Consider the following 12,939-nt stretch of genomic DNA (forward strand, 5'->3'; position numbering starts at 1 on the left):
CTGGAAATTTGGTATCATCAATAGTATTGTAGATTGAACGATATATTATGGAGGTGGCCTAGCCGTGTCAAGAATTTCCGTTGAGAATGTAAAGCACGTAGCACATTTAGCACGTCTTGCAATTACTGATCAAGAAGCAGAAAAATTTCAAAAACAACTAGATGCAATTGTTACATTTGCAGAACAGTTAAATGAATTAGATACAACTGATGTAAAACCAACAACTCATGTATTAACTATGAAAAATGTTATGCGTGAAGATGTGCCAGAAAAAGGTTTACCAGTAGAAGAAGTATTAAAAAATGCACCGGATCACAAAGATAATCAAATCCGTGTTCCAGCAGTATTAGAATAGAGGAGGGAATTTCGATGTCATTATTTGATCATTCTGTATCAGAGTTACATAAGAAGTTAAACAACAAAGAAATTTCCGTTACGGATTTAGTAGAAGAATCTTACAAACGTATTTCGGATGTTGAAGATAACGTAAAAGCTTTTCTTACATTAGATGAAGAAAATGCACGCGCGAAAGCGAAAGAATTAGATGCAAAGATTGGTGCTGAGGATAATGGTTTATTATTCGGTATGCCAATCGGTGTAAAAGATAACATTGTAACTAACGGCCTTCGTACAACTTGTGCGAGCAAAATGTTAGCAAACTTCGATCCAATTTACGATGCGACAGTTGTACAAAAGCTAAAAGCTGCTGACACAGTTACAATCGGTAAATTAAATATGGACGAGTTCGCAATGGGTTCTTCAAATGAAAACTCAGGCTTCTACGCTACAAAAAATCCATGGAACTTAGATTACGTTCCAGGCGGATCTAGTGGTGGTTCTGCAGCAGCAGTAGCAGCAGGAGAAGTATTATTCTCTCTAGGTTCTGATACGGGTGGTTCTATCCGTCAGCCAGCTGCATATTGCGGCGTTGTAGGTTTAAAACCAACTTACGGACGCGTATCTCGTTACGGATTAGTAGCATTCGCATCTTCACTTGACCAAATCGGACCGATTACACGTACAGTAGAAGACAATGCATACTTATTACAAGCTATTTCAGGTATTGACCGTATGGATGCAACTTCTGCAAACGTTGAAGTAGGAAACTACTTAGCTGGTTTAACAGGCGATGTTAAAGGTTTACGTATTGCTGTACCGAAAGAATACTTAGGCGAAGGTGTTGGCGAAGAAGCTCGTGAGTCAGTACTAGCTGCTTTAAAAGTATTAGAAGGTATGGGCGCAACTTGGGAGGAAGTATCTCTTCCGCACTCTAAATACGCTCTAGCAACGTATTACTTATTATCTTCTTCTGAAGCATCTGCTAACCTTTCACGCTTTGATGGCGTACGTTACGGTGTTCGTTCTGATAATGTAAATAATTTATTAGATCTTTACAAAAACACACGTAGCGAAGGTTTCGGTGATGAAGTAAAACGTCGTATTATGCTTGGTACATTTGCTCTTAGCTCTGGTTACTATGATGCATATTACAAAAAAGCACAACAAGTACGTACATTAATTAAAAATGACTTTGAAAATGTATTTGCTAACTACGATGTTATTATTGGACCAACAACGCCAACTCCAGCATTTAAAGTGGGCGAAAAAGTGGACGATCCAATGACAATGTATGCAAATGACATTTTAACAATTCCAGTAAACTTAGCGGGTGTTCCAGCGATTTCTGTTCCATGTGGATTCGGTGCTAACAACATGCCACTTGGTTTACAAATCATTGGTAAACACTTCGATGAAGCGACAATTTACCGCGTTGCACATGCGTTTGAGCAAGCAACAGACTATCATACAAAAAAAGCAAGTCTGTAAGGAGGCGAGCATAGATGAATTTAGAAACAATTATTGGTTTAGAGGTTCACGTTGAGTTAAAAACAAATTCGAAAATTTTCTCTGCGAGTCCAACAGAATTCGGAGCGGAGCCAAATACACAAACAAGTGTAATTGACTTAGGATACCCAGGGGTACTTCCTACTTTAAATAAGGAAGCAGTTAACTTTGCAATGAAAGCTGCAATGGCATTAAACTGTGAAATCGCAACGGAAACGAAGTTCGACCGTAAAAACTATTTCTACCCAGATAATCCGAAAGCTTACCAAATCTCTCAATTTGATAAGCCAATTGGTGAAAATGGTTGGATTGAAATCGAAGTAGACGGTAAAAAGAAACGTATCGGTATTACACGTCTTCATTTAGAAGAAGATGCTGGTAAATCAACGCATACAGCTGAAGGTTCATTAGTAGACTACAACCGTCAAGGTATGCCTTTAATCGAGATCGTATCTGAGCCAGATATGCGTACTCCAGAAGAAGCATATGCGTACTTAGAGAAGTTAAAATCAATCATTCAATATACAGGTGTATCTGATTGTAAGATGGAAGAAGGTTCTCTTCGTTGTGATGCGAATATTTCACTTCGTCCAGTTGGACAAGAGAAGTTCGGTACAAAAGCGGAACTGAAAAACTTAAACTCTTTCACTTACGTGCAAAAAGGTCTTGAGCATGAGCAAGTGCGCCAAGAGAAAGAATTATTATCTGGCGGTATCATCCAACAAGAAACACGTCGTTATGATGAAGCAACGAAGAAAACAATCTTAATGCGTATAAAAGAAGGATCTGACGATTACCGTTACTTCCCAGAGCCAGACTTAGTTGAGCTTTACATCGACGATGAGTGGAAAGAAGAAATTCGTGCTTCTATTCCAGAACTTCCAGATGTACGTAAAGCTCGCTATGTTGAAGAAATTGGCTTACCGGTTTATGATGCACACGTATTGACATTAACGAAAGAGATGTCTGATTTCTTTGAAGCAACAATTGTAGATGGTGCTGATGCGAAATTAACATCGAACTGGTTAATGGGTGAAGTACTTGCATACTTAAACAAACAACAAAAAGAATTAAAAGACGTTGCGTTAACGCCTGCTGGTTTATCTAAAATGGTTCAATTAATTGAAAAAGGTACAATTTCTTCTAAAATCGCGAAGAAAGTATTTAACGAATTAATTGAAAAAGGTGGAGACCCAGAAGAAATCGTTAAAGCGAAAGGGCTTGTTCAAATTTCTGACGAAGGAACACTTCGTAAGGTTGTAACAGAAATTCTTGATAATAATGAGCAATCTATTGAAGACTTTAAAAACGGTAAAGACCGTGCAATTGGCTTCTTAGTTGGTCAAATTATGAAAGCTACAAAAGGACAAGCAAATCCACCGCTTGTTAATAAAATCTTACTTGAAGAGATTAATAAGCGCTAAAATAGTATAGATTCTTAAAGATTAAACAGAAAAAACACCCGTATTTGGGTGTTTTTTCTGAGTTAATCAAACGTTTGTTTAAATGGTGAAAAATAATTTAAACAAACGTTTGATTAACTGTCAAAAGTGAAAAAATGTTTCTATAGCAACTATGGTATGATAGTTGCAAAAAGGTGGGAATAATGATAAATCTAGACATAGAGGTTTTTTTTCATCTCATGAAATAATAGATAATTATTATTCATTATATGTAAATTGATGTGAGAGAATGGATAGACATAAAGTGAAACTTTAATCAGTGGGGGTTTTGTTCATCCCCCACTGATTATTAGCCTTCACCAATCGGGCATTTACGGACAGTTGATCTCCAACCTAACTTCTTTGCCCCAGCCGAATTTTGAGGTGGGAGTTTTACTGCCCGTTAATGCGGGATAAATTTCTTGGTTAAATAAAACAAAACTATCAGGAGTGAACAGTTACTTTTGATGGGCTACACGAATCGGGTTCTTACTGCCTGTTTGAGCGGGATTAAAGAAGGATAGGAAGATGAGAGGAGGTAGGCATAGGGATACTGAATAAGGGTTCGGTGTATTCGTTTTTCAATGAATAAGGAATTTCCTGTGCTAATAAATATGAAGCGAGCAAGAATTATTTATAATCCTACTTCTGGGCGCGAGCTATTTAAGAAGAGCTTACCAGAAGTATTACAAAAATTAGAACAAGCTGGATATGAAGCGTCTTGTCATGCGACAACTGGTCCTGGAGATGCGACTGTGGCAGCGAGGCAAGCTGCTGATCGTAAGTTTGATGTTGTTATCGCAGCTGGTGGTGATGGTACATTAAATGAAGTAGTGAACGGTTTAGTAGGACATGAGCATCGTCCAAAGTTTGGTATTATTCCAGTTGGAACGACAAATGATTTTGCGCGTGCGATCGGTGTACCTCGTGCTATTGAAGAGGCTGCGGATATTATTTGTGAAGGAACAACGGTACCGTTAGATCTTGGTAGAGCGAATGATACATATTTCATTAATATCGCTGGTGGCGGCCGTATTACAGAATTAACATATGAAGTACCAAGCAAGCTAAAAACGGTATTAGGCCAACTTGCTTACTATTTAAAAGGAATCGAAATGTTACCATCATTACATCCAACATATGTTGAAATTGAGTATGATGGGAAACTGCTACAAGAAGAAATTACGATGTTTTTAATTACGAATACTCGTTCAGTTGGTGGATTCGAAAAAGTAGCACCATATGCATCTATTAACGATGGATTATTTGATTTATTAGTACTGAAAAAAGGTTCTATCGCTGATTTAATTAAAGCAGCAACACAAGCGCAGCGTGGGGAACATATTAACAATCCGAAAGTGCTATATACACAAGCAAATCGTATTAAAGTTCATTCCCCTGATAAATTAATGATCAACTTAGATGGTGAATATGGCGGAGACGCACCAATGGAATTTGAAAATATATATCATTGTCTGGAACTATTTGTTCCTGAACATCAAGAGGATGCCCTGTAAAGGCATCCTTTTTTGCTTTTCCCCAGCTATTTGCGAGTAATAAGACTCCCACTTAAAATTCGGCCCAAGCAAAGAAGTTAGGCGGAAGTGGGCTAATGATCAGCGGGGATGGACAACCCCCGCTGATCAAATTCTCTCTTTATACAGCTGAATTGTAAATTGGAAGTTAGTTTGATTTTTATGGTATTTTTACAATTTGTTTATTTTATGTACATACTTTATTGATACACTGGAGGAGATAAGAAATGAGAGGTAGGGTGCTATGGAGAAGGTAAAAGCAATACTATTTGATAAAGATGGGACATTAATGGATTTTCATTCGATTTGGATAAAAGTAGCTGAAGAGCTCGTTGCAGAATGTATAAATTTATATCAATTACCAGAATCAATGCAGCAGGCTTTATTAAAAGAGATTGGCGTAGACGGAGCATTTGTTCATCCTCGTAGTGCGATCGCTGCTGGAACGAGTCTTGATGTGGCAAAGGGGCTTTGTAAGTATATTGCATCATCTAGAGAAGAAGAGATGCATCAATGGGTGAGTGAAAAGTTGTTTGCTCTTATGTACGAGCATCGTTCACATATGAGAATGACGGCAGATTTACCGAAAGTTTTACAAGCGTTAAAGGATAGAGGATTTATTCTAGGTGTCGTTACAGCTGATGATTTCGCGCCGACAGAATTATTTTTAAAGCAATATCAATTGGAAGATTTTTTTGATTGTGTTATAGCTTCAGATACATTTCCAGCACAGAAGCCAGATAAAAAAATTGTAGAATCGTTTTGTGAGAGATTTAATTTAGAGACATGTGAAGTAGCGGTCGTCGGGGATACACCGACGGATTTACATTTAGCGAAAAATGGTGGCGACTGCTATGCAATTGGCGTACTATCTGGTACGGGTGATCGTCAAACGTTAGAACCACTTGCAGATTTAGTATTACAATCTGTGGAAGATTTAATTTCTCATACAGGTGAGTTTATTTGGAAACAAGGAAAGTCTAACGTATGAATTGATAAGTCTATAAGGACTCTATACGAGTCTTTATAGACTTATTTTTTATGCCGAGATATTTAGAGAATGGGATGAATACTAGAAATGGGGAGTTGGCACACATCTTGCAATATAAAGAGAAAACATTGTATAAAAAAGGATGGGGTACACAATGAACACAAAAAAATTTGCTAAAGTAAATGAACAAATTCCAGGGCCGAAAGCAGCGTCTTTATTAGAACGCCGCCAAAATATAGTACCAAAAGGAGTAAGTAATGGTATTCCAACATTTGTACAGTCTGCAAATGGTGCACTCGTAACAGATGTGGATGGAAACCAGTATATTGATTTCGCAGGAGCAATCGGGACAATTAATGTAGGACATTGTCATCCTACTGTTAAAGAAGCGCTTCATAAACAAGTAGATCAATATATTCACACTGGTTTTAATGTGATGATGTATGAGCCATATATTGAATTGGCAGAAAAACTGGCAGCATTAGCGCCAGGTAATTTCGATAAACAAGTGCTGTTTTTAAACAGTGGGGCAGAAGCGGTTGAAAATGCAGTGAAGATTGCTCGTAAATATACGAAGAGACCTGGAATTATCGCATTTTCTAAAGGATTTCATGGGCGTACATTAATGACAATGACGATGACAAGTAAAGTAAAACCATATAAATTTGGATTTGGCCCATTTGCTCCTGAAGTATATAAAGCGCCATTCCCATATGAATACCGTCGCCCAGAAGGGTTAACAGAAGAGCAGTATGATGATTTTATCATTGAAGAGTTTAAGAACTTCTTCATATCAGAAGTAGCGCCAGAAACAATTGCAGCTGTTGTAATGGAGCCTGTTCAAGGGGAAGGCGGATTTATCGTTCCAAGTAAGAAATTTGTTCAAGAAGTACGCAGTATTTGTTCAGAGCACGGTATTTTATTTGTAGCTGATGAAATTCAAACAGGCTTTAGTCGTACCGGAAAATACTTTGCAATTGATCATTATGATGTCGTTCCAGATTTAATTACGGTATCTAAATCATTAGGTGCTGGTGTACCGATAAGCGGCGTGATTGGGCGTAAAGAAATTATGAATGAGTCTGCACCGGGGGAACTTGGCGGAACGTATGCAGGAAGCCCACTAGGATGTGCGGCTGCATTAGCTGTGCTTGATGTAATAGAAAAAGAGAAATTAAATGATAGAGCGATAGAATTAGGGAAAGTCGTAATGAACCGATTCCAAGAGATGAAAAACAAATATAATTGCATCGGTGATGTGCGCGGCTTAGGGGCAATGTGTGCATTCGAGCTCGTTCAAGATCGCAAGACGAAAGCGCCTGATAAAACATTAGCGTCTAATTTATGTGCAGAAGCAAATAAACGCGGATTACTTCTACTATCAGCAGGAACATATGGAAATGTTATTCGTGTGTTAATGCCATTAGTTATTACAGATGAGCAACTTGAGGAAGGTTTAACAATAATTGAAGAATCATTGCTAGCTTGTTATGAGCAAGCAAATATCGCTCGTGTATAAAGAATTGGGATAAGGGCATAAAGCTTTTCTTTTTAGGCGGAAGAGAGCATCTGGCCATGCATAGAATCGGCCAGGCCCTTTTCCTGCCCCATGCCAAGCTAAAACAAAGTGAGGGTGTGGTTGCGATGGCATTCTGTATTTTTCAAGGCAGCGAATTATGTCTTGAAAAATATAAATAGATTCGTATAAATAACAAATTGAAAACATTCTAGCTGACTCTATATAAAATGCAGAAAATTCATTTTATAATAAAGGTAGTAAAGTGAATCGATGGATTTGAAGTAGGGAGTGGCTAGAATGGTTGCAGAAAAGGAACGAATGTTGATGGATTTACAAGATGTATTTGAATATGCATTTGATGAAATTTTTGTTACGGATGATAAGGGAATCGTTGTACGTGTAAATAGTATGTGTGAAAGACATTACCAGCTCTCTGCTAAGGAATTAGTAGGAAAGCATGTACAAGAACTACAGAAAGAAGGAATTTTTTATCCGTCTGCAACGTTAGAAGTAATTGAAAAGAAAAGGCCAGTTGAACTTGTTCAAACAACGAAATCAGGAGAGTATTTGCATGTTCGTACAAGGCCTGTTTTTGATGATGAGGGAAATTTAAGAAGAGTGATTAGTTATTCTCGTGATCTTACTGAACTCTATCAATTACGTCAAAAGGTAGAGGAAATGGATAATCAGCTAAAGACATATAAGAAAGAATTAAGAGAAACATATGAGCATGAAGGGCTTATTTTTAAAAGCATCGCTATGCAAAAAATAATCGAAACAATAAAAAAAGTATCTGTGGTAGATAGTACTGTTCTCGTATTAGGTGAGACTGGAGTGGGGAAAAGCCGATTAGTACGCCATTTGCATGAAGTGAGTCACCGGAAGAATGAAAGTTTCTATGAAATTAATTGTGCGGCATTGCCAACGAATTTAATCGAATCTGAGCTTTTTGGATATTCAGGTGGGTCTTTTACAGGTGCAAATCGTGAAGGGAAAAAGGGGCTATTAGAATCAGCACATAAAGGGACCCTTTTCTTAGATGAAATTGGTGAAATGCCGCTTGAAATTCAAGCGAAGCTTTTGCAAGTATTGCAAGAAAAAACGTTTCGCCCTATAGGCGGAAGAGAATTAAAAAAGGTGGATGTTAGAATTGTAGCGGCAACAAATAGAGATTTAAGTATGATGGTGAAACAAGGAACATTTCGGAAAGATTTATACTATCGTCTGAATGTCATTCCAATTTCAATTCCGCCACTTCGGGATAGAACAGAAGACATTTTGCCGCTCATCTATCATTATTTACAGCATTTTAATAAAAAGTACGGACGTGATGTGAAGTTAGCTCCTAGTACGTTACAAATGTTTGTAGGGTACCCTTGGGAAGGAAATAATAGAGAGATTGAAAATGTAATTGAACGAATTGTTATCACTGCTGATGATTTTGTAACGGTAGAAGATTTGCCACTATCTATGCAAGAGACAACGGTTGAACAATCCGGACAAAGTCTTTATAGAATGTTGGAAGAGGTAGAGAGAAATATTATTCTTAAAGCGTATAAAACGTATGGATCAAGTTATAAAGTGGCTGAGTTTTTGCAAATAAGTCAATCTGCTGCCACTAGGAAGATTAAGAAGTTCATAGAGGAGGAAGAAAACATTGGATAAAAAAGCGACGTTCGTAAACTTAGAGAAAAAGGCGATGTATATAAATGGTGAGTGGATTACACTGCAAGAACAAATCGAAGTGAATAATCCAGCGACAAAGGAAGTATTTGCAACTGTACCAAAGGGCGGGATTACAGAGGCAAAGCAAGCAGTTGATGCTGCACATGAAGCTTTTAAATCATGGTCAAAATTAACGGCAGCGGATCGTGCAGTAAAGTTAAAAAAGTGGTTCACACTCATTGATGAAAATAAAGAAGAAATTGCAGCAATCATGACGAGAGAACAAGGAAAGCCGTTTGCAGAAGCGCTTGGTGAAGTGAACTATGCAAATAGTTTTGTTGAATGGTACGCAGAAGAAGGAAAGAGAATATACGGTGAAATGATTCCTGCTTCTCACCCGAATAAGCGTATTTTAGTTATGAAGCAACCAGTTGGGGTTATGGCAGCTATTACACCGTGGAACTTCCCAGCTGCTATGATTACGAGAAAGGTAGCTCCAGCACTTGCAGCAGGCTGTACAGCAGTTGTGAAACCAGCGAGTCAAACGCCATTAACTGCATTGAAGTTAGTTGAATTAGCACATGAAGCAGACATTCCAAAAGGTGTAATAAATATTGTAACAGGTAGTGCAAAAGCAATTGCTGATACGTGGATGGAAGATGAGCGCGTTCGAAAAGTTTCCTTTACAGGATCAACTGAAATTGGAAAAGAATTAATGGCTAGCGCTGCGCAAACGATGAAAAAGGTTTCGCTTGAATTAGGTGGTCACGCTCCATTTATTGTTATGAATGATGCTGATTTAGATAAGGCGGTAGAAGCGGTAATTGGTTCGAAATTCCGTAACGCAGGACAAACGTGTATATGTACAAACCGCGTCTTTGTTCAAGAAGAAGTGTACGAAGAATTTGCAGGAAAGTTCACAAAAGCTGTAGAGCAGCTTAAAGTTGGAGATGGATTCGGCGAAGGAACAACTGTAGGTCCACTTATTGATGCGAATGCAGTTTCGAAAGTACAAGAACATATTGAAGATGCAATTCAAAAGGGCGGAGAAGTTTTATACGGTGGCCATAAATTTGCAGAGTTAGATGGTTATTTCATTCAGCCAACAGTAATTGGATTGGCAAATGACACGATGCTCTGTATGAATGAAGAAACATTTGGACCGGTTGCACCAGTTGCTAAATTTAAAACAGTTGAAGAAGTAATCGAGCGAGCAAATAATACACCATATGGCTTGGCTGCTTATATTTTCACAAAAGATATTAGCCAAGCATTCCAAATTAGTGAAGCGTTAGAGTACGGTATTATCGGTTTAAATGATGGCCTTCCATCAGTTGCACAAGCACCATTTGGTGGCTTTAAAGAAAGTGGTATCGGCCGTGAAGGAGGCCATTTCGGCATCGAGGAATATTTAGAAATTAAATATATTTCGTTAGGACTATAAGTAGTATACTAGAATCTCTATAAGGTAACAGAGAAGGAGATTCTAGTATGGTATATTGGCTATTATTACTCGTAACAATTATTTTTGAAGTAGCTGGAACGATAGCGATGAAACTATCGAACGGTTTAACAAAGCTCGTTCCAAGTGTACTTATTTTTGTCTTTTACGGTATTTGTTTCAGTATATTTGCTATCGTCGTAAAGAAGATTAACTTAAGTATTGCTTATGCGATTTGGTCGGGCTTAGGGACACTTCTTATTACGATTATTAGTGTGTACTTTTTTAAAGAGCATATTAATTTATTCCAAGCATTTTGCATTTTATTTATTGTTTTAGGAGTAATTGGACTGAAAGTGTCATCGGCATCATGAAAGCTATCTTTTGTAGAAGATAGCTTTTTTCTATTTGTGCAGTTAGCAATTACTACGACAAAATATGACAAGAAAACGTAAAGAGTTTTGCTATGATAAAGTGAAACTTTAAGCAGTGGGGGTTTTGTTCATTCCCCACTGATTATCAGCCCGCACCAATCGGGCGTTTACGGGCAGTTGATCTCCCACCTAACTTCTTTGCTCCAACTGAATTTTGAGGTGGGAGTTTTACTGCCCGTTAATGCGGGATAAATATAAAAATCTTGTCTCATATGGGGGGAAGAGTATGTTAAAGAAGGTGAGCCGAATTGTTTTAATTTGTGGCATGGCTTTTAGTTTAAGTGCTTGCACAGAAACTAAAAATAGCGATGAAAGTAAACAAGAGGACGTTCAAGATAAAGTTTATAAAATAGGAGAGACGGTGGACGTGGATGGTTTGCAAGTAACTCTCGATTCAGTTCAATTAGGGTATCCAGATTACACTACAGATAAAAAGAAAGATGATATTTTAGGGATTGTTTTCACGGTGAAAAATAATAGTAAAAAGGACATACTTTTTGCATTTTACGAATTTGAGATTACAGATAAGAAAGGTGCAAAGTTTAAAGAATATCAATATGATAGCTTTACGAGTAAAAAGGTAGCGCCGGATGGGAAAATTCAAGATGTAATGCTATTTGATGTAACGAAAGAAAATACATACATCGCTACATACAGGCCTGAGTTTACGCATGAGAATAGAACGATAAAATTTGAATTGAAGCCGAATAAATAAAAACACATTGGGTAATCCAATGTGTTTTTATAATGGTTAACTTAAAACGCCCAGTTACCTTTACGGAAAATCGGCTCATGTCTTCCATCAGCTGTAATACCGTCGATATCAAGCTCAGCTGATCCAATCATGAAGTCTTCGTGTGTAATACTAGCGTTTGCACCATTTTCAGCAAGTTCTTCTTTAGACATTGTTTTCCCGCCATCTAAGTTAAATGCATAAGCATTTCCAATTGCAAGGTGGCAAGATGCATTTTCGTCAAATAGCGTATTGTAGAATAAAATATTTGTGTTTGAAATTGGTGAATCATGAGGTACTAAAGCTACTTCGCCTAAGAAGTGAGAACCTTCATCTGTTTCTACTAAATGTTTTAAAGCTTCCTCACCAGATTCAGCTTTATAGTCTACGATACGTCCGTTTTCAAATGTTAACGTAAAGTTATCGATAATGTTACCTGCAAATGCTAACGGTTTTGTACTAGACACTTGGCCGTTTACACCTGTTTTAAGTGGCATTGTAAATACTTCTTCAGTTGGAATGTTAGCCATAAATGGTACGTTCTTTTCATTTAAGCTACCAGCACCAGCCCATACATGCTTCTCTGGAAGTTCAATTGTTAAGTCTGTTCCAGGACCAGTATAATGAAGAGCTGTATAATGTTTTTCGTTTAAGTAATCAACTTTTGTATGTAGCGTTTCATCATGTTCTTTCCATGCTTCCACAGGATTTTCTAAATCAGCACGAGTAGCTTTGAAGATAGCATCCCATAGTTTTGTTTCTTGTTCTTCTGGCGCTACATCAGGGAATACTTTTGCAGCCCATTCTTTCGTAGGAACAGAAATTACGCACCAGCTTACTTTATCTGCTTGTACATAATCACGGTATACTTTCATCGCTTCTCCAGCTACTTTATGAGCTGTTGCAATTTTCTTTGGTTCTACACCTTTTAATAGATCAGGATTCTCTGCATAGATGGACATAAATGCAGCGCCTTCTTTTGCTAATTCTTCACGAGCATGTGCTTTCCAAGAAGGGAATTCAGAGAAAGCTTCTTCAGGAGCTAGATCGAATTTTAAGCGTGTTAACGTCTCATCATTCCAATCAACATATACGTGTTTTGCACCAGATTGATATGCTTTCTCTGTAACGAGGCGTACAAACTGTACAGCCTCAAGAGGTGCACTAATTGATAAAGTTTGTCCGGGCTGAATATTAACACCAACATTGACTGCAAGGGCAGCATACTTCTCTAACGTTTGTTCAAATGACATATGTATAATCTCCTTTAGTTTGAAAGATTTCTTACTATATATAATACAAGAAAATTCTAAAAATATATATAAATATAACGT

11 protein-coding genes are annotated in these 12,939 nt (G+C 37.6%); 10 read left to right on the forward strand and 1 reads right to left on the reverse strand.

All coding sequences use genetic code 11. The annotated features are described in order from the left end of the window. Positions 1-64: 64 nt before the first annotated feature. The 10 genes from gatC (at position 65) to NSQ47_RS22545 (ending at position 11,587) form a co-directional block, all read left to right on the forward strand. Positions 65-355 (forward strand): Asp-tRNA(Asn)/Glu-tRNA(Gln) amidotransferase subunit GatC, encoded by a 291-nt coding sequence (gene gatC, locus NSQ47_RS22500; RefSeq protein WP_000086999.1) that lies wholly within the window; start codon positions 65-67, stop codon positions 353-355. 14 nt (positions 356-369) lie between these two features. Further along, the gene (gatA, locus tag NSQ47_RS22505) at positions 370-1,827 is read left to right on the forward strand and encodes an Asp-tRNA(Asn)/Glu-tRNA(Gln) amidotransferase subunit GatA (protein ID WP_002113505.1); all 1,458 of its coding nucleotides are present in this window, start codon (positions 370-372) and stop codon (positions 1,825-1,827) included. A gap of 14 nt (positions 1,828-1,841) precedes the next feature. Beyond that, a complete protein-coding gene (gene gatB, locus NSQ47_RS22510; RefSeq protein ID WP_002113506.1) occupies positions 1,842-3,269 on the forward strand; it encodes an Asp-tRNA(Asn)/Glu-tRNA(Gln) amidotransferase subunit GatB in 1,428 nt (475 codons plus the stop codon). 632 nt (positions 3,270-3,901) lie between these two features. After that, a complete protein-coding gene (locus tag NSQ47_RS22515; RefSeq protein ID WP_078179993.1) occupies positions 3,902-4,804 on the forward strand; it encodes a diacylglycerol kinase in 903 nt (300 codons plus the stop codon). A gap of 262 nt (positions 4,805-5,066) precedes the next feature. Beyond that, positions 5,067-5,813 (forward strand): HAD family hydrolase, encoded by a 747-nt coding sequence (locus NSQ47_RS22520; RefSeq protein WP_002159482.1) that lies wholly within the window; start codon positions 5,067-5,069, stop codon positions 5,811-5,813. 154 nt (positions 5,814-5,967) lie between these two features. Then, the gene (gene gabT, locus NSQ47_RS22525; RefSeq protein WP_002113513.1) at positions 5,968-7,332 is read left to right on the forward strand and encodes a 4-aminobutyrate--2-oxoglutarate transaminase; all 1,365 of its coding nucleotides are present in this window, start codon (positions 5,968-5,970) and stop codon (positions 7,330-7,332) included. Positions 7,333-7,629: 297 nt separating this feature from the next. After that, on the forward strand, positions 7,630-8,997 hold the full coding sequence (locus NSQ47_RS22530; protein WP_070146154.1) for a sigma-54 interaction domain-containing protein: 1,368 nt from the start codon (positions 7,630-7,632) through the stop codon (positions 8,995-8,997). Further along, positions 8,990-10,441 (forward strand): NADP-dependent succinate-semialdehyde dehydrogenase, encoded by a 1,452-nt coding sequence (gene gabD, locus NSQ47_RS22535; protein WP_002159479.1) that lies wholly within the window; start codon positions 8,990-8,992, stop codon positions 10,439-10,441. The genes NSQ47_RS22530 and gabD overlap by 8 nt, the downstream gene beginning before the upstream one ends. Positions 10,442-10,488: 47 nt before the next feature. Beyond that, positions 10,489-10,812, forward strand: coding sequence for a DMT family transporter (locus NSQ47_RS22540; RefSeq protein WP_002113527.1), 324 nt, complete (start codon positions 10,489-10,491; stop codon positions 10,810-10,812). A 286-nt stretch (positions 10,813-11,098) separates the two neighbouring features. Beyond that, complete coding sequence (locus NSQ47_RS22545) at positions 11,099-11,587, forward strand: DUF4352 domain-containing protein (protein ID WP_002159478.1); 489 nt, start codon at positions 11,099-11,101, stop codon at positions 11,585-11,587. A 41-nt stretch (positions 11,588-11,628) separates the two neighbouring features. Here the strand turns inward: NSQ47_RS22545 and NSQ47_RS22550 are convergent, their stop codons facing one another. Beyond that, on the reverse strand, positions 11,629-12,858 hold the full coding sequence (locus NSQ47_RS22550; RefSeq protein ID WP_016103400.1) for an aminopeptidase: 1,230 nt from the start codon (positions 12,856-12,858) through the stop codon (positions 11,629-11,631). Positions 12,859-12,939 lie beyond the last annotated feature (81 nt).

It is taken from the genome of Bacillus sp. FSL R10-2780 (genome assembly GCF_038006125.1).
GTDB classification, from domain to species: Bacteria; Bacillota; Bacilli; order Bacillales; family Bacillaceae_G; genus Bacillus_A; species Bacillus_A cereus_U.

What these genes read in the sequence shown, in the direction of transcription:
- NSQ47_RS22515 (WP_078179993.1), top strand. Translation starts at nt 3,902, where the DNA reads ATGAAGCGAGCAAGAATTATTTATAATCCTACTTCTGGGCGCGAGCTA.
- NSQ47_RS22545 (WP_002159478.1), top strand. Translation starts at nt 11,099, where the DNA reads ATGTTAAAGAAGGTGAGCCGAATTGTTTTAATTTGTGGCATGGCTTTT.
- NSQ47_RS22550 (WP_016103400.1), bottom strand. Translation starts at nt 12,858, where the DNA reads ATGTCATTTGAACAAACGTTAGAGAAGTATGCTGCCCTTGCAGTCAAT.
- NSQ47_RS22530 (WP_070146154.1), top strand. Translation starts at nt 7,630, where the DNA reads ATGGTTGCAGAAAAGGAACGAATGTTGATGGATTTACAAGATGTATTT.
- gatB (WP_002113506.1), top strand. Translation starts at nt 1,842, where the DNA reads ATGAATTTAGAAACAATTATTGGTTTAGAGGTTCACGTTGAGTTAAAA.
- NSQ47_RS22540 (WP_002113527.1), top strand. Translation starts at nt 10,489, where the DNA reads ATGGTATATTGGCTATTATTACTCGTAACAATTATTTTTGAAGTAGCT.
- NSQ47_RS22520 (WP_002159482.1), top strand. Translation starts at nt 5,067, where the DNA reads ATGGAGAAGGTAAAAGCAATACTATTTGATAAAGATGGGACATTAATG.
- gatA (WP_002113505.1), top strand. Translation starts at nt 370, where the DNA reads ATGTCATTATTTGATCATTCTGTATCAGAGTTACATAAGAAGTTAAAC.
- gabT (WP_002113513.1), top strand. Translation starts at nt 5,968, where the DNA reads ATGAACACAAAAAAATTTGCTAAAGTAAATGAACAAATTCCAGGGCCG.